Source organism: Nostoc piscinale CENA21 (assembly GCF_001298445.1).
Lineage (GTDB): Bacteria > Cyanobacteriota > Cyanobacteriia > Cyanobacteriales > Nostocaceae > Nostoc_B > Nostoc_B piscinale_A.
This window is the reverse complement of the sequence record NZ_CP012036.1, coordinates 3,981,438-4,001,600: the sequence shown is the minus strand read 5'-3', so window position 1 is coordinate 4,001,600 and position 20,163 is coordinate 3,981,438. Positions and strand designations below refer to the sequence as shown.

The window sequence follows — 20,163 nt, the reverse complement described above, 5'->3', positions numbered from 1 at the left end:
TATAGGTAGAATTTATCTCCCCTGCACCCTTGCACCCCAGCCTCAACATCTAAATTCTGTCTTGAACTGCTAACTACCCCCTAGCCCCAAACGCGCAGTAGTGTAAAAATATTCCTACCTTCGTAGCTGCAAAAGACGAACTATGACAATACATTCTGCTCTAGAACGTGCATTTACCAACCGCCGCGTTTTGAAAGTAATTAGCGGTTTGCATAACTTTGATGGCGATCGCGTGGCTGCTATTATTAAAGCTGCTGAAATTGGTGGTGCGACTTTTGTTGATATCGCTGCTGATCCAGTATTAGTAGCAATGGCTAAAAGCTTGATTAATTTACCAGTTTGTGTATCAGCAGTTGAACCAGAAAAATTTGTCCAAGCTGTGGTGGCTGGTGCAGATTTAATTGAAATTGGCAATTTTGATTCCTTCTACGCTCAAGGACGCAGATTTGAAGCTGAGGAAGTTTTAGCCTTGACTCAGCAAACCCGCGCACTTTTACCAGAAATCACCTTATCTGTAACAGTTCCTCACATCCTGGAACTAGATCAGCAAGTACAACTAGCAGAAGAACTCGTCAAAGCTGGTGCTGACATCATCCAAACCGAAGGCGGAACCAGCAGTCAACCTGCTCACTCTGGTACTTTAGGATTAATTGAAAAAGCTGCTCCCACTTTGGCAGCAGCTTACGAAATTTCTCGCGCTGTGTCTGTACCCGTATTGTGCGCTTCCGGCATTTCTAACGTTACTGCACCTTTAGCGATCGCAGCTGGTGCGGCTGGTGTTGGTGTCGGTTCTGCCATCAACCAACTCAATAGCGAAGTGGCGATGATTGCTGCTGTACGTGGTTTAGTAGAAGCATTAGAGACTGCTAACAACCGCGCGATCGTCTAATGAGTAGGGAGTAGTCAATCAATACTTCTCAGTTTACCGTTATGAGTTTTTGTTGATCCCCCCACCCCCCTTAAAAAGGGGGGCTATTTTTTCGTTTACCCCTTTCTAAGGGGGTCGCCGCAGGCGGGGGGATCTTAATCTAGGATGACCCAACTTTATATTTGAAAAGTATTGATGACTAGTACAGGTCGGCTGAAATAAACAGACCATAAGGAATTGCTAAAAGGCTTGTTTTATCGTTATTATTTCTTTTTCCTTTTGCCTTTTTACTTTTGCCTTGTTGTACTAGTAAATTACTTCCCCACTCCCTTAAACCAAACAATCCTTCAGCGCATAAATCACCTGATCCTGCTGCTGGGTTGTTAGTTCTGGGAACATTGGCAAAGATAAAACCTCATGACAGGTTTGCTCAACTACTGGTAATTGTCCTGGTTGATAGCCTAAATGTTTATACACTGGCTGTAAATGTAGTGGGTAAGGGTAGTAAACCATTGAACTGACACCCCGTTCTTGTAATTGATTTTTTACCCAATCTCGACGAGAAGCACTAGCACCATTGCGAGATTCACTGACTACGCGAATTGTGAACTGATTCCAGACACTCTCGCCACCAGGAAGTTCTTCCGGTACGAAAATCCCAGAAATTTGACTAAGGAATTTTTGGTAGTAAGATGCGATCGCCTGTCGTTTTTGATTCCAATTATCGAGATAACGCAGTTTAATTTGCAAAATTGCGGCTTGGATAGCATCTAAACGACTATTTACCCCAACTTCCTCGTAGTAATAGCGATTTCTTTGCCCATGTTCTTTAATTACTCGCATTTTTGCAGCTAATTCTGAATCATTGGTTGTAATTGCTCCACCATCACCACAACCACCCAGATTCTTAGTAGGGTAAAAACTAAAGCAACCAATATGCCCAATGCTACCAACTTTTCGATTATCCCAAACTGCGCCTGTAGCTTGAGCGCAATCTTCAATCACTGCTAAATTGTGCTTTTGAGCGATCGCCATCAACTCTGTCATATCCACAGACTGTCCGAATAAATGCACCGGAATAATAGCCTTAGTTTTAGGAGTAACCACCGCCGCGATTTGTCGCAAATCTAAGTTATATGTATTAATGTCTATATCTACAAAAACAGGCTTGGCTCCCACCGCACTAATCACCTCGGCTGTCGCAATAAAGGTAAACGGTGTAGTAATCACTTCATCGCCTGCACCAATTTCTAAAGCCCGCAGTGCTAAGTAGAGCGCATCAGTTCCAGAGTTACAAGCTATACAATTAGTAACACCATGATAGGCTGCAAATTTTTGCTCAAAGCTTTCAATGATCGGGCCACCAATATAACGTCCAGATGCTAAAACTTCTAGCACTGCTGCACTTACTTCTGCTTCGATAGTGACGTATTGCTGCTTGATATCAAAAGCAGGAACAGAATTTACGCTTTGGAACATGAGTTTTTATGTGATTTGAAAATACAAAGGATGCAATTCGACAGTCGAGTTTAGCTACTTGACTTTTTGACAAAAAGCTGATTAATAGACTGTCGCCCTGGATACGCATCAAAAAGGGTTATTACTGAAAATTATTGTATGGGTAAAAATATCATACTAATTTGTAACTTGTAATTTGTAATTCGTAATTAGTCCACTCTGATAAAGTGTCAATACACAAGACTTGCAAGCACTCATTTTATGAGATGCAGCAATCCAGTTTGATTTTTGAATTTACTTGTGTGGTGCGCGAAGCACACCACAAGCGCGATAGGCAGAGAGTGAGGAGTAGGGAGTAAGAAAGTGTATTTTTCCCCCAAATCAAATGTCAGTCCTAATTTGCTGTATAAACGTTTCTACCTTGTCTCCCTTGTTCAGCACTCACCACTTTCCCAGGAGGTAAAAAACTGTGCAGGAATTAATCAAACTAGATTTAGCTGATTTAGCCTTTGCTGTGGGGTTAATGGCGATCGCTATTGGTTTATCTGCCTGGGAAAAATTAGGATTAGAGTTAAACTTGGCAATTGCCACAGGCAGAACAATTTTACAGCTGCTGGTATTGGGATATATTTTCGACTTTATCTTTGCTGTCAATCATCCTGGGGCAGTTTTGGTGACTTTAGCAATTATCTTGACAATTACCGCCATTGTCACCCGAAATCGCATCAGCCAGAAAATTCCCCTCGTCTTACCTGTGGTTTGGGGAGCAATTTTAGTGAGTACCGCTTTCACGCTTTTTTACACTTACTTATTAATTTTGCAACCAGAGAGATGGTTTGAAGCCCGCTATATAATCCCCCTAGCGGGAATCATCATTGGTAATGGGATGAATGCAGCTGCGATCGCAGGTGAACGTCTGGTTAGTACCATCAATAATTCCTCTGGGGAAATCGAAACTCACTTGAGTTTAGGCGCAACTCCGCAACAAGCCGTCAATCAATACCGTAAAGAAGCCATTCGCGCTGCATTGCTTCCCACGATTAATCAAATGATGCTGATTGGGATGGCGACACTTCCCAGCATCACAGCCGGACAGTTATTAGGCGGAGTCAACCCTTTAGATGCAGTATCTTACGAAATTTTGATTGTGTTTATGGTTGCAGTAGCTAATTTGCTGACAACAATTTTAGTTACCAGGGGATTGTGTCGTCAGTTTTTTAATTTGGCGGCGCAGTTAATTAGGTAATTGAGGAAATAAAATCGCTGGGATACATTAACTGTAAAAATACAAGCAAATCACTACGTTCTGCTTCTGTCCATGATTCGATCAGATGCTTGACAGTCTCTTTTGTATTGTCAGTATCCGCTTCTAATAAGCCAGCAATACCTAAAAAAGAAATGGAAACTATACCAATTGTTTTAGAGTTTCTATTTTTAGGCTCACATATTTCTTGTACAACTATGCGACTAATTTCCTGATCATTTCCAGAACGTCGCGCCAGCATAAACAAAGCACGTCCTCTTTCTAACAACAAACCACTTTCAAGGATTTCTAATAATTTGTTAGTCGGAAGGTGAGAAAATTCATCATTTGGTAAAAGGCTTTTTGTATCTATTTTTCTCATCTTCCCAGTATTGCTATAGCGTTTACTAGTTGACTGAAGGACAAATCTATCTGCGTTTATCTGCGGTGAATTGTGTTTGTCTGTACCTCACTAGGTTAAGAAAGGCTATAAATCAGAACTGTGAAACTTTCAAATTCAATATCCCAAACTTTCACTCTTTGCGCCTCTGCGTGAGATAAAAACATCCTAAAAGTCCGCTAATAATTCTAATTTAATACTTACTAATTCTCAGGTTGGGTAATGGGAATTTCAATCACAAATTTCGTACCTTCTCCAGGGGTAGAATCGCAGAACATCTGACCGTGATGCTTTTCTGTGACAATCTGATAGCTGATGGATAAACCCAAACCTGTACCTTTGCCAATGGGTTTTGTAGTGAAGAAAGGGTCAAAAATGCGTGACTTTACAGTTGCAGGGATACCTAAGCCATTATCGGCGATCGCAATTTGTACCTGATGATTAGCCTCACCCGCGTAGAAATGCAAATTATCGGGGCTTGGGTTTTGGTGTTTGTCTGTTTTCGGGTTGATTCTTCTACAGCATCAATAGCATTCGCCAGTAAATTCATAAACACTTGATTGAGTAGCCCAGCATAACACTCAACTAAAGGCAACTGTCCGTAATTTTTCACTACTTCAATGGCGGGAAACTCTGGATTACCCTTGAGGCGATGTTGCAAAATCAGCAAAGTATTTTCGATACCTTCGTGAATGTCAACAGGTTTAAATTCAGATTCATCCAGGCGAGAGAAATTGCGTAAAGATAAAACAATTTGCCGAATCCGGTCAGTACCAACTTTCATGGATTGCAATAGCTTGGGCAAATCTTCATTGAGAAAGTCAAAATCAACCTCATCCAAAGTTTCTTGCAGCGTTGCGGGTGGATGAGAACAATGTAACTGATATGCCTGAATTAATTTCAGCAAATCTTGAGTGTAACTATCAATATGGGCAATATTGCCATGAATAAAATTCACAGGGTTGTTAATTTCGTGGGCAACTCCCGCCACTAGTTGTCCTAGACTAGACATTTTTTCAGTCTGAATTAATTGAGACTGAGTTTGTTGCAAATCCTGAAGCACTTGAAATAATTCATCTGTCCGACTTTGCACTCGCATTTCTAGTTCTTCATTGCTTTTTTCCAAAAGTGCAAAAGATTCATGCAATTGACTAGCCATGCTAGTAAAAGAAGTTGCCAACACCCCTAATTCGTTTGGTAAGTTAGTATCAAGATTAAGATTAAAATTTCCTTTAGAAACCTGATTAGTCGCTACTACTAATTTATTTAGGGGTCTGGTAACTTTCTGATACAAAACAAAGAATAATAAAACAATTTCTAGTATGAGGGAAATTAATCCCACTATCAGCACAAAATTAGCATTATTACCTGCAATTTTTGATAACAGTGATTTAGGATAGACAGTTACAAAATACCAATCTGGGCCATTTAGTTTGGTGACTGCCAGATATTCATTGTCATGGGAATTATCAATTACTGCTGCCTGTGATGGCAGATTGGCGCTGGCATGAAAAATCCGTTGTAAATGTGCATCACTAGCATTCAAAATGTTGAAATGTCCCAATTTTTCTTGAATCTGCGGCAGATAATTAGGATGCACAATCAAACGTCCATCGCCGCGAAAAATCAGATTATACGTCCCATGTAGATGGTCGTTGATAGTGCGTGTCATCAATTCGTTGAGAATAATGTCATGCCCAATGGTGGCAATATGATTACCAGAGCGATCGTCTACTGGTGTCTCCACAGAAACATACCACTGTTTTGTGACAACATCAAAATAAAGCCCTGTCCATACAGTTCTTCTGGCAGGATTATGTTTTTTGTCAGCAACATAGAAATACTCTTCATTAGGGATGAATAAATCTGCTTTTGCTTCTATACCCCAAGGTACATTCGGCCAGTAAGCGACTATCAAGTTTTCACTGGACATAATATAAGTATCAATAAAACGATTTTTCCAGGCTGGCCCATAACTGTTTACTAATTCATAAAAGACTAGTACTCGCTGCTGAAGTTCTGCCATGTTTGGGACTTGTTTACCGATAAAAACTGAGGGATACTGCTCTGTATCGAACTCTTTAACAGGTCGGTTTTCAAGAAAGTTACGTCTTGTGCCATCAGACCATAAGTGCAATAAATTATTAAATTCCTCCCGTGAGCTTTGATTATTTATCGGCTCTAGTCGTTTTAATAATGCTTTTTTTAATATCTGATGGTTATCTTGTGCTAATTGAAATAAATTTTCTTCTCGCCGTCCTCGCTCCAAAACATACTTTTGTAATTGTTCGCGGGTTTGAAATTCCAGTGTGGACATCAAATGCAGGTAACTAAGTCCGGCTGAAACAATCACAACAGCTAAAATTCTGATTGCCATACTCAGGAGTATGTCATGAGTGAGTGAGCGAGAAAATAACTCTTTGACCGATTTCTTTGTCAGCCTAACCATCATTAGTCACCAAACTGTTATGTTTAGGATTCCCAAATATCACGGGATATATCCAAAATTGTCAATATTCAGGCAGATATAGAAATTCGGGTTGATTGCCGAAATCTGAGATAAAATTAACCGCAGATAAACGCGGATGGAATTTCGGTTATTACACAAATCTAGCTGTGTCATTCCACAAGGTGTATTTCAAAATCAAATCTGAGTTCTATACTGACTATGAAGAAATGGGAATTTCTGAGTACTGGATTGTAGATTATGCGGTGTTGGGTGGCAGAGAATATATTGGGAAACCCAAACAACCAACAATTTTAGTTTGCTGCTTAGAAGATGGTGAGTATCAAATTAACAAATTCCGGCAAGGCGATCGCATTCAATCCCCAACTTTCCCTGATTTGAATTTAACAGTTGAGCAGGTTTTTTTAGCTGGAGGAATGATATCTGCTAAATCTTGAAGTTCTGATTTCTGCGCCTCACATTAAAATGGAAATTAGTGTAAAGTTATCCCAAAGCTAAAGTGTCAGACTCTCTGCCATTGCGCGATCGCTACCTCGCTTTAATTGACGAAATTGTCCAACTCACCCTCCAGGGCAAAGTTAGTTCGGTGGAGATGGTGTACCAGATGTTGCAAAAAGGTATCACATCGGGGACGGGGGAAATATTTGAGTTGGCGTTGAGCGATCGCTCCACTACCATTCAATATCAGGTGGATAGCGAACAGGATGAACTCAAAAAAGCTAAAGCTAACCGCAGTCTCAGAGCAATTAAAACAATTCAAAATCAATGGCAACGTTATGCAGAACAAAACAAAGCCATAGAAGCGATCGCTACAGCAGTGCGAGAAATTACCACAGCCTCCGCCGATGAACGCCTCACTACATTGTTGCGTTTCACAGATCCCAATCAAAAACAACCACTCAATTCATCACAATTACAGCAGTTAGCCAAAGGTTTACAGCAATTTGCTCAATTAGATCCGGATATTGACCAAATATCACAAGGTATCACCCGTGGTTTAGTTTCTTGGCAAAGACTCCAAGATCATTTGATTAGTTGGATGTACGAACAAAATCGAGACTTGGGATTTGGCGGTGTACCGGGAGAAAACGGCCCTTGGGCAACTTGGGCAAAGAAAGTTAACAGTGAGTTTCCCCAAAGATTCTTTCGGACTTTAGCTTTAGAACAATCGGCAATTGAATTTGCCGAACAGCAAAGCCATGTTACTCTGAGTGACTGGGTAGAATTAGCGTTGATATTACAGTATTTGCAACGTGGTTTAGTCAACTGGTTTGACCAACAACCATATAATGTGCAAGCAGGCTCAAAATTATCAATTTCGACTTATTTGACCTTTGCGGTGATTTGGAGTCAGTTAGCCAGTGGTTTTGGTAATACGGCAGCGAGATTGGGTAATGCAGGTTCGCAAATGATGTTGCAAATTCTGCGAAATTTTGCCCAACGTCCTTATTTTCCCCTTTATGGTGGGATATTTGCCTCATTTTCGGGGAGTTATTTAAGAAACGCCTTAGATTATTTAGATGAACCTTTGCGCCAAGTCGAAGGAACCCAAGAAACAGCGAGGATTTTGACACTGTTGGGTTATTCGCAACGGGCTTTAGGACAATATCAGCGTTCGATTAACTTTCACCTGCAAGCATTAGATATAGCCAGAAATGCAAGCGATCGCCCCTGCGAAATTGCCAACCTCAACCACCTCAGCCGGACTTATGTACAAGAAAAAGATTATGGCGAGGCGATTAATTATAGCCAACGCGCTTTAATCTTGAGTCGGCAAGCAGGCGATCGCAATGGTGAAGCCAACGCTTTGGTAAATCTTGGTTACAGCGAAGTTATGCAGGCACAACAACTAGAACAAGTTGAACCCGAAACTTATGAGATGCCAATTAATTATTTAGAACAAGGTTTAAAGTTATTAGAAAGATTAGGAGATATTCAAAGTAAAGCTTTGTGTTTGAGTAGTTTAGGCATTGCTTATCTGGTAATTGACCAAGCTCAAACGGCAATTAAATATTTAGAAGACGGTTTTAAAACAGCCCAAACTGGTGGAGATTTATATCTTCAAGGCAGAAACTTAGCATACTTAGCCGAAGCTTATTATCAATTACAAAATGCCGAAAAAGTTATTTACACTGGTAGTTTAGGTATGTATCTTTTAGAGCAGATTGCTTCTACGGAATGGAAACAACCAGCAGGTTTATTAACAATTTTGCAAGGACAAATCGGCAAAGAAGCATTCCAAAATTTGTTACAACAACACCGCCCTAAAATTATGGCAATCATTGGCGTGGATGGTTATGATCATATTCCTGCATTATTAACGACATATCAACAAGATATGTAATATAGGAATCCGGTTTTATTTTTGAAATGATCTGTAAAGGGTGGGAGTAGGTGGATGCCTAATACCGTTTCACTTTAAGTTTGATACAAATGGGGAGCAGGGAGCAGGGAAAAAGAATTAAAAACCAATGAATTTGTCTCAAGATTTTCGTGAAATGGTATAAGCCAGAAAGTCATGATTCTAGCGTCTTTATTTGCGCCTACTCTTTGAGAAGCCGTTTTGCGTGAGACAAATATTTATCTCATACTGAAGCGAGAAGGAAAAATTGTCAATTCTCTAACTTCAGTTAGAAACCTAAGCTTTTAACATTTATCAAAATAAATTAATCGTGATTTTGAAGTTAAATATCTGAGCTTGCTAGTTGATATTGTAAAAAATCAGCATAATTTTTGAGTGCGATCGCTCATGCTCATACTCAAATTTAAAAACATAATAAGGTAAATTATGGAGGAAGCAGAAAGAATTATTCTACCCGCAGATAGCACACCAGCAAACTTTGAAAACGGTTCAATTTTTTTTCATTGGCACTGCAACTGTGCTACTGCGTTACGCAGGGTTCACAATCCTTACAGATCCTAACTTTCTCCACCAAGGTGATCATATACATTTAGGTTATGGTATTAGTTCAACTCGCCTTACTAACCCAGCATTAGATATTGAGCAGTTACCGCCATTAGATTTAGTTGTACTGTCTCACATGCACGAAGATCATTTTGATTCGATAGCAGCAGCAAAACTCGATAAAAATCTACCTATAATTACCACACATCACGCAGCAACTAAACTTAAACAAAAAGGTTTCAACTCACCTCAACACCTCAAAACTTGGGAAACATTAACTGTTGCCAAAGGTGATGCCAACCTCTGCATTACTGCCATGCCTGGAATACACGGGCCTGGTATTTTAAAAGCATTGCTACCACCTGTAATGGGTAGTATGTTAGAGTTTCAAACACCCAAGGCAGAAACAAAGTTTCGCCTCTATATTACAGGTGATACTCTTATCCATCAACAGCTTTACGAAATTCCCCGACGGTATCCCAATATTGACCTAGCTTTGCTACATCTGGGTGGCACAATGGCTTTTGGTATCTTGCTAACAATGGATGCAAAACAAGGTGTACAAGCAGTTCAAATTATTGCTCCAAATACAGCTATACCAATTCATTTCAATGATTATACTGTCTTCAAATCGGCTCTGGAAGATTTTCAAAAAGCAGTATTACAAGCAGGCTTAGAACATAAAATCAAATATTTAAACCACGGTGATACTTATAATTTTACAGTTGCTTAGTTAATAGCTAAGTTTGCTTGTTATCAAGAATTATATAAAGCTTTCTTTTGGGAGATAGAACAAGTATATTAACTTGTTTCGTTTGGGAGATTCACTTATAAATAAAAAACACGTAAATATAGACTAATTCCTTTTAAAACAGTTTCAGATATTAGTAGGTGTAAAAGGAAAATTATGGTGCTAAGTATTATTGTTCACGGTGGAGCAAAAACCATCTCGGAAGATAAAGCCAAAGCTAACATTGAAGGTTGTCAGGCCGCCGCAGAAGCAGGTTGGAGCATCTTAACTGGTGGGGGAAATGCTCAAGATGCAGTTGAAGCGGCTATTCGTGTGCTTGAAGATAACCCAATTTTTAACGCCAGCATTGGTGCAACTCTTGATACTGAAGGCGAAGTCTTCTTAGATGCGGCAATAATGGAGGGGAGCAGCTATGGTTGGGGGGGAGTAGCAGCTGTGCAGAAGGTACGTCATCCCATCTCAGTAGCACGGAAAGTTATGGCTAACCAATCTATGCTGTTAGTCTCAAAAGGTGCGGAAAAATTTGCCTCAGAACATGGCGATGAAATGTGTGCGCCTAGCGAACTCATCACCGATGAACAGCGACAAGAGTGGGAAGAACAGGGGGCAGTTTTAGATCGTCCTGCTACTGTTGGCTGTGTCGCCCTTGATGATAACGGATTGTTAGTTGCAGGAACATCAACAGGAGGACTTGCCAATCAACCACCTGGACGTGTGGGTGATTCGGCGTTAGTTGGTAGTGGTTTATACGCTGATAACAACCTCGGAGCTTGTTCAACTACAGGTGATGGGGAATCAATTATTCCTGTGGTTTTGGCAAAAACTGCGATCGATTTTTTGATGGGAGATAGACACCCGAATGAAGCAGCACAAATGGCAATTGACACTTTGAAATCTAAAGTTAAAGGAGAAGCTGGGTGTATTCTTTTAGATCCTCAAGGAAGAGTTGGTTGGGCTTATAATTCGCAGGATATGGCTGTGGCTTATATAAATGAAAGAATGGACAAGATAGCTGTATTTACTAGGAAATAATACCGTCTTTTTCTGGAATCATACCCATATATAGCCGCCATCTCTATTCCTAATATTTAGATATGAACTCAAAATACAACTTTGATTACTTTCAAGGGAGTTGTTTTTCTGATTTGTTTGCTGAAGACATCTCAGATGGCGATTATGCCTTCATTTTGAATTATCCTGCGACTGCTAGTTGGGCTACTTATCCCAACACGAAAAAATATTTTATTCAAGATGGTAGTAGTGAAGCAACTAAAACTTCCTACGATAAAATTTTTCAGCAAGAACCTTGGAAAAATCTGGCTGTTTTGGGTAATGCGATTCCTGGAATTGTTACCAGTCCACCACCACAGTTGTTAGTGAATTACTGGCGGGAGCATTTTGGGTTTAACTATGAGAACATAGAGGTGATAGCGCGATCGCAATATCTAGATGAGTTAAATCATAGTAAATACTTTGACAAACTGATCACTTTATTTCCCTTTGATCACCTCAAAAGAGAAAAACACGCTGTTCATCCAGATACCCACTACCACTTGCTTAACAAAGCGACGTTAGCCGAACTAGGAGTACCACATCCGCAATATAAAACTTATCATATTGACCAAGTTAATCTTGAAGATATTCACCTACCAGAAAAATTTCCCTATTTAATCAAAACCTCTCATGGCCTATCTGGAGAAGGAACTTATATTATTAATAACTCCAACGATTTGAATTACTGCTGGGAAGAATTAAGAAAATATCTCAATATTAAGTTGCTCAATACGATTATTGTTTCCGAATTCATCAAAAATGTTGTACAAAATTACTGTGTGCAGTTTTATGTAAGTAAAAAAGGTGATATCAAACTCATTGGCACTACAAAGCAACTTGTTACTTCTGAGGGTAACTATTTAGGTGGTATTATTCACTACCGTCAAACAGACATGAATCGATTCACAAAGATGATTGCTGCTATTGGTCAGTATGCTCACCAGCAGAAGTATTTTGGTGTTATCGGTTTTGACGTTTTAGAAAATAAAGACGGACAGATGTATGTAATTGATGTTAATTTCCGAGTCAACGGCTCAACTCCGCTTTGTTTGCAACGCCATACTCTATTGAAGTTAGGAAAAGACGTAGCTAAATATTTTAGTAATTACCGGATAATTGGCTCATTAGAATCAATTCTTGTGAATTTAAAGGCAGAATTAGATAGCAAAGATTTGATGATTTTGTCTGCTCTAGAAAAAAAGTGACTCAGAACAAGTTTATACAGAAATATACGGTATAATTTCAGGGAATACAATTGCACAAATACAGCAGACAGAACATAAACTACGCTGCTTATTAAACGTCAATTTATAGGAATTTAGGTAAAGTATAAATCCCCAAAGCTTTAATTTTGGGGATTCTCAAAAGTTCAATAATCATCTTAACGAGATTCTGTCCCTTGATTGGGAAGACCAGGAACTGTAACAGTACCTCCAGGCGCTTCAGGTTCAGCACCAGGACGAGTTTCTGTACCTGATTCTTGTCCAGTCATCCGATATCTCTCATCAACAGATGTATCTCCTTCCTCTGTAGTGGGAACAGTTGTTTGAGTCCCAGGATTATCTTCTGGGTCATATTTAGTTTCATCTTGCCGATTATCTGGAGGGGTTTTTGATGTCATATATTTGCACCTTGTAATCAGGTTATTCTCTAATATTAGTTTTCAGTTTCTACTAGCTTGACTATCCACAGATAGAACTATTCCTATAACTAATTCTGGAAAAATATGCTGTGTATGACATCAATTGAGTGATTAATTTTGTCTGACTAACCGAAATAACATCAAATTTATTCTTAAATCATTACTATGCACTACTACCCCACTGCCTTCTGCTTCCTGCTATACTTTGGTGTTAAGCTGAACAGGCAGTTTTAATTTGCCCGAAACGGCGATCGCGTTTTTGGTAACTTAACAAAGCTTGATGAAATGCTTCTCGGTCAAAATCCGGCCAGAGAGTATCAGTAAAGTACATTTCTGTATAGGCCATTTGCCACAACAAAAAATTACTCAACCGCATTTCTGCACTAGTCCGAATTAGTAAATCTGGGGCTGGTGTAGCTGCGGTGTAGAGATATTGTTCTATGAGGTTTTCATTGATTGCTTCTAGGCTGAGTTCACCTTGTTGCACCAATTGGGCTATGTGGTGACAGGCTTTTGTAATTTCGTTGCGGCTACCATAATTCACTGCCACATTAAAATGAATTGCTTGATTATTCAATGTTTCTGTCATTGAACGTTGCATTTGGGCTTGCAGAGATAAAGGCAAAACTGATAAATCACCAATAAAAGAAATTCTCACCCCTTCTTGCTGCATTGGCGCTAACTCGCTGCGTATAAAGCGTTCAAATAAAAGCATCAGAAAATTTACTTCTTCAATGGGACGTTGCCAATTTTCTGTAGAGAATGCGTAGACTGTGAGAACTTTGATCCCCCAATCTTTACAGCAGCGTAATAGTTGTTTGAGGGTTCTTGCACCTTGGCGATGTCCAGCTACGCGTGGTAGTCCGCGACTAGTCGCCCATCTACCATTCCCATCCATAATTACAGCTATGTGTTGGGGGATTGTTTGGGGGTTGAGGTCTAAAGGTAGGGAGTTCATGGTGGTTGTGATCAATAAAAGGATAGTTTCAAGACGCAAATAAGTTTTGTAAATACTCTGGAGTCAGGCTGTTGTGCCACTTCCAAAGACGGTGCATCGTGTAGGTGAAGGTAAATAGGAGGGTGGCTTTGTTGGTGGCTGTCCAGGCGTTCCAGTTGAGTGTATTCATCATGCGGCGTAAGGTACGCATCAAGTTATTGCGTTCGTAGTTTTGCGAACGAGTTTTGATGAGGGTTGTAGTGATGCGGATAAGTCCTGTATCGGGAAAAGTCCAGACTCCAAAGCCCCAAAATTTGGTCATATGGTTAATTTCATCTTTGGCGAGTTCTTCCAGAACATCTTGGAGTGCGCCTGTTGTGTGCGCCATCAGCCACAGATAAAGACAAGTTGCACCATATTCTGTAGCGACGCGGTGTAAGCCGTGGCGATATAAATCTTCGTGAGGATCATCTGTAGGGATATAGCCTCTAACGGTGCGGTGTTTGGGGATGATTTTTTCGCCTGTTAATTGGGTGTAAATTTTCATTAACGCTGGTGTATGTTGGCGTTCTTCTTTTTCCCACAAGCCAATTTCTTGCAGTTCGCCAGCTTCATTAACTGTTCCACCCACAAACTCCCCCATCCGGGGATGTAATTTCTCTAAATATTGGCGACTGGTTTGGGTGTAACCGCGAATTGGGGCTTCTGTATCCATTGCACCTATCAAAATGGATAAGAATACTTCTGGTTTAATCCCGATAATTTGACTATGGTTAATAGCTTGCCAGTCAATTGGTTTCCACGGACGCGGTTGGGGATGGATAAATTGTCTTGGTAAATCTTCTAAGCGTTCCTGTAGCTTTTCGCTGGCTACATAGTCATCTATCAGTGAACAAAGATGCTGCTGTATTTGCCAGTAGTTGGGCAGGGTATAGCTTTTGCCAGCCAAATCTTCTGCTAATGGGCTGGTAGTGTGAACCATATTGTGATGTTTTCAACTCTACGCCCAATAGCCTAAGCGATCGCACTTTATTTTGTCAGTCGGCTAAAGTCGGGTTAAAAGTCGGATTTTTTGATTGTGCATTATTGAGGTATTCCAAAAAACCTCTATCCTCCTTGTCTTCCTTGTCCCCCTCTGAAAATACCCCCAATTTCTCTAGCCGCTAAACTCAGCATTGCTGAAACAACTCCCCAAATGTTTTCACACTCGCATCTGGTTTAGCAATAATCTCTACAATCTTATTGCGGGCAGCTGGTTCCAAGAGTGCTGCAACCGAAACTTGGGCAACTTTTTGGCGCGGAATACTACCATCGAATAATGTGTCTGCACTCTGCATGACGATAGCATCAGTATTATCTTCGTTTTTTAAACCGCCAGGTCGCACAATTGTATAGGTAAGACCACTTTTTTTGAATGTATTCCTCTGCTTGCTTTTTCCAAACTAAAATCAACCAGAATAGATTTAAAGGATGGAACAGCAGAGATGTACACAAGGAAGAAACTAAAACAAAATGCTCAATTCCCTTGGCTTTAGCAGCATCCACTAAATTTTTTGTACCTTCAAAATCTACTTTATATGGCCCAGTCGGATCAAAACTTGGTTTTGCGCCAGTCGCACACAGCAATACAGTACTATCTCCTAAAGCAGCAGCGAGACTGTCTGGTTGCAACACATCACCAACTACCAACTCCACATCAGGAGGTAAAATTGCTCTAGCTGTCTGGATATCCCGCACCAATGCCCGCACAGGGATGTTACGCGCTACTAACTCTTGGACAATGCGGCGACCTGTTTCACCTGTAGCCCCAGCAACAAATGCTTTCATAAAAACAATACCTTAAAAAACTAGTATGTGATTTATCCGTATTTTAGTAATTTCATAAAGTTCATGACAGAATGTTAAAATTTCAGCCAAAATAGAATCTTGCCTACGAAATCACCCAAGTCACCTGGGAATCATAAATCTAGCCAAACGCCATCTCAGAGGGGAATGCTTGATGCTTTCAACAAACGGCGAATATCAATCCTTAGATATAAAAGAAACTGTTTTACCTGTAGAAACCAACTTAGTAGAGACTGATAATGTAGTTTCTGATACAAATTTTGACCATCAAACCCGATTTTGTGGTTGCTACAGCGATTTTATGGAGATGTATACTTCAATAGATCAAGTTACGGAATATCTCAATGCTCATTCGTCGTGGTTTATCCGTTGTGCTGAACCAATGAAGGTAGAACCACTGGGAGAAAATGGCTATGCTTTGATTATTGGTCGTTTTGGCTCTTTTGGTTATGAAGTGGAGCCGAAAGTTGGTTTAGAACTTTTACCACCAGAAGAAGGAATATATCGTATTCGGACGATCCCTATTCCTGGCTATCAGGCACCTGGTTACGATGTAGATTATCGAGCTTCAATGCAATTAAAAGAATATCCCAGTGATGATGCTACGATTTCTAGTACGGTGACGCGAGTTGAATGGGATTTAGATTTAAAGGTTTATCTTCATTTTCCCAGATTTATCCAACGATTGCCTCAGTCTCTCATACAATCTACAGGCGATCGCTTACTAAATCAAATTGTTCGTCAAGTCTCTCGCCGCTTAACCCGCAAAGTTCAAGAAGACTTTCATCAGTCTTTGGGTATACCTTTCCCTGGTAATTCTAAAAAGAAGCGTTAAATCAAATAAAGTATGAAGTCTGAAAAAATAATTTTAGACTTCATAATTCATACTTCAGCACCTAGCCCCGACGAATAGAATTCGCGGCTAGAAAAACAAAGTCCGCCTACGCGGACTAAGATAAAATCAAGGGTTTTGTCTGTGTAGCCGAGCCAGTGCGTTGGGCGGGTTACCCGACTTGAAGCATCTGGCGTGCGACTTCAGTCGCTTGGTGCAAGACTAAGCATTAGTCAAAATTCTTTGTACAATCTGCACGCCAGTAATAGCCTGCCAAGTAAAAAGACCTAAAATTACAAAATTCAACAAAATGTGCGTTACTCTTGCCCAATTTGCGCCTTTTTGCATAAAAGGAGATAGGGAAGCAGAAAAGGCTATTAAACTAGTCATTCCTAGCCCCGCCAGCAAGTGCGGCCCGACAAATAACTTGCCGTTATTAATATAGGTAACAGCCATGCCACCAACTGCGCCTGCTACCATCAAAGCTAAGAGGATAGACCCAATTTGGTAGTGTTTGACGTTAAATTTGCCTTTGATTAGTTCTTTCTTTTCTTCACCTTGAGCGTTTCTGGTACGCTGTACTTGCAAGCCCAAATAAGCAGCATAAAGTGAAAGCGCCAAAAGCACCCACATCATTAGCGGGTGGAAAAAGTTAAGCCAGTATTTCACCGCGGGAGACAGTTCCAGAGTCATCGTGTTCTCGCCCAATTCTTAAATCTTAATAAAAATTAGCACAAGTCTAAGGGTAATTCGTAATTCGGAGTTCGTAATTTGTAATTAGGCGTGATGGGTTGCGTTTACTCAGCATTCAATACTTTCCTAAGACAACCCTATTGCAAAAGTACCTAAAGAATTTCAAACTATAGATGAGAAAATTGCCTGGGCAGGATTTGATTAATGACGGAAAACAACGATGTCTTGCTGCTAAAGGCTGCGAAAAGTGGAGATATCAAGCGGCTGAGTGAAATTTTAGCTGCTGGTGTCAATATAGATGCGTGCGATCGCGATGGAACAACGGCGTTAATGTATGCTGCTAATTTAGGCTACACCGAAATTGTGCGATCGCTTTTAGATGCCGGGGCAAATATCAACTTACCAAGAAAACGCTATGGTTTAACGGCGTTGATGTTGGCTGCAAGTAACAAACAAATAGATATTGTGCAGCTTTTAATCTCCAGGGGTGCTGATGTTAATGCTATCAACGAAGATGGCAGCACCGCATTAATGGCAGCTGCACTCAAAGGTTATACAGAAATAGTCCAAATATTACTCGCGGCTGGTGCGAAAGTAAATATTGCCGATAAAGATGATGACACTGCTTTGAAATTGGCAGTCAAACAAGAACACCCCGCAATTGTGCAACTACTAGCACAAAATGGCGCAGATGTAAATCTTCAAGATGAAGATGGCGAAACACTCTTGATGATTGCGGCGGATGTGGGAAATTTAGCAATTGTGCAAGCATTGTTAGGCGCAGGTGCAGATATTAACTTACAAAACAGCGATGGGGGTACAGCATTATTAGCGGCGGCGGCGGCTGGTAATAGTGCGATCGCCTCTGCTTTACTAGATAAAGATGCCCAAATTAATCTGCAAGACAAAGACGGTGAAACCGCATTACATATTGCTGTTGTGGAAGGACATCTTGAGGTAGTGAAAGTTTTACTCAATCGCGGTGCAAATGTCCAAATTAGAAATAACTTAGGCGATACACCCATATTAGTCTCAGTCTTGCAAGGACACAGCGAAATTCTTGAAGCACTGCTGCGTTCTAGTGCAAACTCCTATGGCGAATTAGAAATTCCCTTAATGGCCGCCATATCCTTGGGACACACCAAAACAGTCCAAGTATTATTAGACTATGGCGCTAATCCCAATACTTTAGGCAATGACAGCCAGACAGCATTACTCAAAGCTGCTAAACGCAATCAAATAGAAATCATTCAACTGTTACTAGCCAAAGGCGCAAATGTCAATTTTCAAGACATAGCCGGAGCCACAGCATTAATGTGGGCCGCCTCTGGAGGCTACACTGAAACTGTGCAGATATTACTCAAAGCTGGTGCAAACCCCAATTTAAGAAATCGTGGTGGTTATACAGCTTTGATGCTGGCAGAATTTAACGGCTATCAAGATATCGTCAAACTTTTGCAAACCGCCGGCGCACAGGAATAATCTTGTGTCTGGTGAATACCTATCATGAATCACAGAATGAAATATTTGTAGTGATAGTGAAACCTAACAAGGTTTGGATGATGTTGGGTTACGGCGCAATATATATTTTCCGTTTTGCTATCAATATCTCTTGTGCGCCTCCACCCAACCTACTTTTTTATGTACCCTACTTAAGGCTTTTTTAAGTATTGAAATAAAATCGTGAAATTTAATTTTCATTTTCTAATTTTCGAGTAATTGCTTCAATTCATCTAGGTTCTGAGCAATGAGGATAGAACGTTGAATTGCCTTGAGTTCTTCAATATCAGATATTTGAGAGATTTTTGACATGAAATTCAATCCTTCATTGCCAAATTTGACTTCTAGAGTTAATTCAATGCTGGATAGCCTATCTTCTCGCATAATTTCTTGATACCAGGGTGAAGAACGTAATACTGTCATATCCCACCTCATAATTTGTTGGATTAAGGCACTATCTAATACAAACGTAGCAAAAAACGCCAAGACAGTTTCGAGTTGATTTAATTGTTCATCTCTTTGCAATAAACGCAATGCTTCTCGAATTATAGACTCGTTTCCACCACCTTTAAGAATTGGAACAAATGGAAGTAATGAGGGTAAAGGTTGTTCAAAGGCAATGCTAACATCTACTTCCCAGAGGTTAATAACCCGGTAGTCTTGGCGCACTTGTAACCCGGCAATATTAGACTCATACTTTGTGGGTATTTCTACATCACTCGTTTTAAGAATATTGATTAGTACAGGATAAGTAGGTAATTTATATTTTTCCTCTGCTAACCCTGCATACGCCCGCATCCTTCGTGGCATTTCGGGACTGTAGCGCAATTGCAATTCATTGAGGACGAGAAATTTTCCATACTCTTGACTTTCGACGCGGATGAGTACATCACTTTTCTCTACTAATCCACTGAAATTCAGAATTGAGGATTTCCCCAGCAATGATATCAGGAATTTGTGTTACCCATTTGACCCAATTATTAGGTGCGAGGCTAATTAAGCGTTTGGTACTGATATCGGCTGGTTTTGGCATAGAAATAACGGATACGCTCTAAATGTGAAAATTATGATACTGGATTTAGTTGAGTAATGTTTTGATAGATTGCTGATAAGTCTACAATTTAAGTAGAAAAATCGCCTTCATAACATCATCATTCAAGTTCGGAACATGAAACTTCAAGTGCAGAACACGAAACTTCGAGTGCAGAACATGAACATTCTCGTTGAGAACAGAAACATTCGAGTTCGGAACCTGAAATTTCGAGTTCAGAACATGAACGTTCTCGTTTAAAACACGAAACTTCGAGTTCAGAACACGAAACTTGGAGATAAAAGGTTGATTGATGAGGTTGGGAACTTGAATTTTACTGTTGTGAGTTGAGGCGATCGCGCAAATCTGCTAAATTTTTACGCACAGTCACAGTATTAGGATGATTTGCACCTAAGTACCGCTCTAAAATATCTAAAGCTTGGATGTATAAGGGTTCGGCTTGGCTGTATCTCCCTTGAGAACGGTAGAGTGCTGCTAGGTTGTTGAGGCTTTGTTGCAAAATCTGGATGTTCCTCACC

General features: G+C 40.2%; 17 protein-coding genes and 3 pseudogenes. 9 read left to right on the top strand and 11 right to left on the bottom strand.

The features are described from left to right. Positions 1-142: 142 nt before the first annotated feature. The gene (locus tag ACX27_RS17380; protein WP_062294712.1) at positions 143-889 is read left to right on the top strand and encodes a DUF561 domain-containing protein; all 747 of its coding nucleotides are present in this window, start codon (positions 143-145) and stop codon (positions 887-889) included. A 309-nt stretch (positions 890-1,198) separates the two neighbouring features. Here the strand turns inward: ACX27_RS17380 and ACX27_RS17375 are convergent, their stop codons facing one another. Next, on the bottom strand, positions 1,199-2,347 hold the full coding sequence (locus tag ACX27_RS17375) for a DegT/DnrJ/EryC1/StrS family aminotransferase (RefSeq protein WP_062294711.1): 1,149 nt from the start codon (positions 2,345-2,347) through the stop codon (positions 1,199-1,201). A gap of 448 nt (positions 2,348-2,795) precedes the next feature. On the opposite strand from ACX27_RS17375, the gene ACX27_RS17370 reads away from it, so the two are divergent. After that, positions 2,796-3,572 (top strand): ABC transporter permease, encoded by a 777-nt coding sequence (locus ACX27_RS17370; RefSeq protein ID WP_062294710.1) that lies wholly within the window; start codon positions 2,796-2,798, stop codon positions 3,570-3,572. On the opposite strand, the gene ACX27_RS17365 is transcribed toward ACX27_RS17370, so the two are convergent. The 3 genes from ACX27_RS17365 to ACX27_RS35090 all read right to left on the bottom strand — a co-directional run bounded on the left by ACX27_RS17365 (position 3,565) and on the right by ACX27_RS35090 (position 6,346). Then, complete coding sequence (locus ACX27_RS17365) at positions 3,565-3,951, bottom strand: hypothetical protein (RefSeq protein ID WP_062294709.1); 387 nt, start codon at positions 3,949-3,951, stop codon at positions 3,565-3,567. The genes ACX27_RS17370 and ACX27_RS17365 overlap by 8 nt on opposite strands. Positions 3,952-4,172: 221 nt before the next feature. Continuing rightward, positions 4,173-4,436 carry a sensor histidine kinase gene (locus ACX27_RS35355; RefSeq protein ID WP_335337705.1) on the bottom strand — a complete coding sequence of 88 codons (264 nt, stop codon included), beginning with the start codon at positions 4,434-4,436 and terminating at the stop codon, positions 4,173-4,175. Further along, a complete protein-coding gene (locus ACX27_RS35090) occupies positions 4,373-6,346 on the bottom strand; it encodes a HAMP domain-containing protein (RefSeq protein WP_062294708.1) in 1,974 nt (657 codons plus the stop codon). Before ACX27_RS35090 ends, ACX27_RS35355 begins: the two co-directional genes overlap by 64 nt. A 281-nt stretch (positions 6,347-6,627) precedes the next feature. Here ACX27_RS35090 and ACX27_RS17355 point away from each other — a divergent pair. The 5 genes and pseudogenes from ACX27_RS17355 to ACX27_RS17335 all read left to right on the top strand — a co-directional run. Then, positions 6,628-6,873: pseudogene (locus tag ACX27_RS17355) on the top strand (Uma2 family endonuclease); the annotation flags it as partial. 62 nt (positions 6,874-6,935) lie between these two features. Continuing rightward, positions 6,936-8,780 carry a tetratricopeptide repeat protein gene (locus ACX27_RS17350; RefSeq protein ID WP_062294707.1) on the top strand — a complete coding sequence of 615 codons (1,845 nt, stop codon included), beginning with the start codon at positions 6,936-6,938 and terminating at the stop codon, positions 8,778-8,780. A gap of 535 nt (positions 8,781-9,315) precedes the next feature. Continuing rightward, entirely contained in the window at positions 9,316-10,074 is a 759-nt protein-coding gene (locus tag ACX27_RS17345) for an MBL fold metallo-hydrolase (RefSeq protein ID WP_200929816.1), read from the top strand. A 174-nt stretch (positions 10,075-10,248) separates the two neighbouring features. Further along, the gene (locus ACX27_RS17340) at positions 10,249-11,124 is read left to right on the top strand and encodes an isoaspartyl peptidase/L-asparaginase family protein (protein ID WP_062294706.1); all 876 of its coding nucleotides are present in this window, start codon (positions 10,249-10,251) and stop codon (positions 11,122-11,124) included. A gap of 62 nt (positions 11,125-11,186) precedes the next feature. After that, entirely contained in the window at positions 11,187-12,350 is a 1,164-nt protein-coding gene (locus ACX27_RS17335) for an ATP-grasp domain-containing protein (RefSeq protein ID WP_335337704.1), read from the top strand. Between the two features lie 176 nt (positions 12,351-12,526). Here the strand turns inward: ACX27_RS17335 and ACX27_RS17330 are convergent, their stop codons facing one another. The 4 genes and pseudogenes from ACX27_RS17330 to ACX27_RS17315 all read right to left on the bottom strand — a co-directional run bounded on the left by ACX27_RS17330 (position 12,527) and on the right by ACX27_RS17315 (position 15,551). Then, positions 12,527-12,766 carry a hypothetical protein gene (locus ACX27_RS17330; RefSeq protein WP_062294705.1) on the bottom strand — a complete coding sequence of 80 codons (240 nt, stop codon included), beginning with the start codon at positions 12,764-12,766 and terminating at the stop codon, positions 12,527-12,529. Positions 12,767-12,998: 232 nt separating this feature from the next. Beyond that, the gene (locus tag ACX27_RS17325) at positions 12,999-13,745 is read right to left on the bottom strand and encodes an isoprenyl transferase (RefSeq protein WP_062294704.1); all 747 of its coding nucleotides are present in this window, start codon (positions 13,743-13,745) and stop codon (positions 12,999-13,001) included. Positions 13,746-13,773: 28 nt separating this feature from the next. Next, complete coding sequence (locus ACX27_RS17320) at positions 13,774-14,706, bottom strand: ferritin-like domain-containing protein (protein WP_062294703.1); 933 nt, start codon at positions 14,704-14,706, stop codon at positions 13,774-13,776. 187 nt (positions 14,707-14,893) lie between these two features. Beyond that, positions 14,894-15,551, bottom strand: a pseudogene (locus ACX27_RS17315) (NAD(P)H-binding protein). A 172-nt stretch (positions 15,552-15,723) separates the two neighbouring features. Between ACX27_RS17315 and ACX27_RS17310 the strand changes: the two are divergent. After that, positions 15,724-16,404: a DUF1997 domain-containing protein gene (locus ACX27_RS17310; RefSeq protein WP_062294702.1), complete on the top strand. Its 681-nt coding sequence runs from the start codon at positions 15,724-15,726 to the stop codon at positions 16,402-16,404. 219 nt (positions 16,405-16,623) lie between these two features. On the opposite strand, the gene ACX27_RS17305 is transcribed toward ACX27_RS17310, so the two are convergent. Next, complete coding sequence (locus ACX27_RS17305; protein WP_062294700.1) at positions 16,624-17,094, bottom strand: DUF4079 domain-containing protein; 471 nt, start codon at positions 17,092-17,094, stop codon at positions 16,624-16,626. Positions 17,095-17,298: 204 nt separating this feature from the next. Between ACX27_RS17305 and ACX27_RS17300 the strand changes: the two genes are divergently transcribed. Then, entirely contained in the window at positions 17,299-18,576 is a 1,278-nt protein-coding gene (locus tag ACX27_RS17300) for an ankyrin repeat domain-containing protein (RefSeq protein WP_062294698.1), read from the top strand. 222 nt (positions 18,577-18,798) lie between these two features. On the opposite strand, the pseudogene ACX27_RS17295 reads toward ACX27_RS17300, so the two are convergent. Both ACX27_RS17295 and ACX27_RS35995 read right to left on the bottom strand, forming a co-directional pair. After that, positions 18,799-19,627 (bottom strand): annotated as a pseudogene (locus tag ACX27_RS17295) (Rpn family recombination-promoting nuclease/putative transposase). Between the two features lie 331 nt (positions 19,628-19,958). Continuing rightward, positions 19,959-20,162, bottom strand: a complete 204-nt coding sequence (locus ACX27_RS35995; RefSeq protein WP_335337703.1) for a tetratricopeptide repeat protein — start codon at positions 20,160-20,162, stop codon at positions 19,959-19,961. Position 20,163 lies beyond the last annotated feature (1 nt).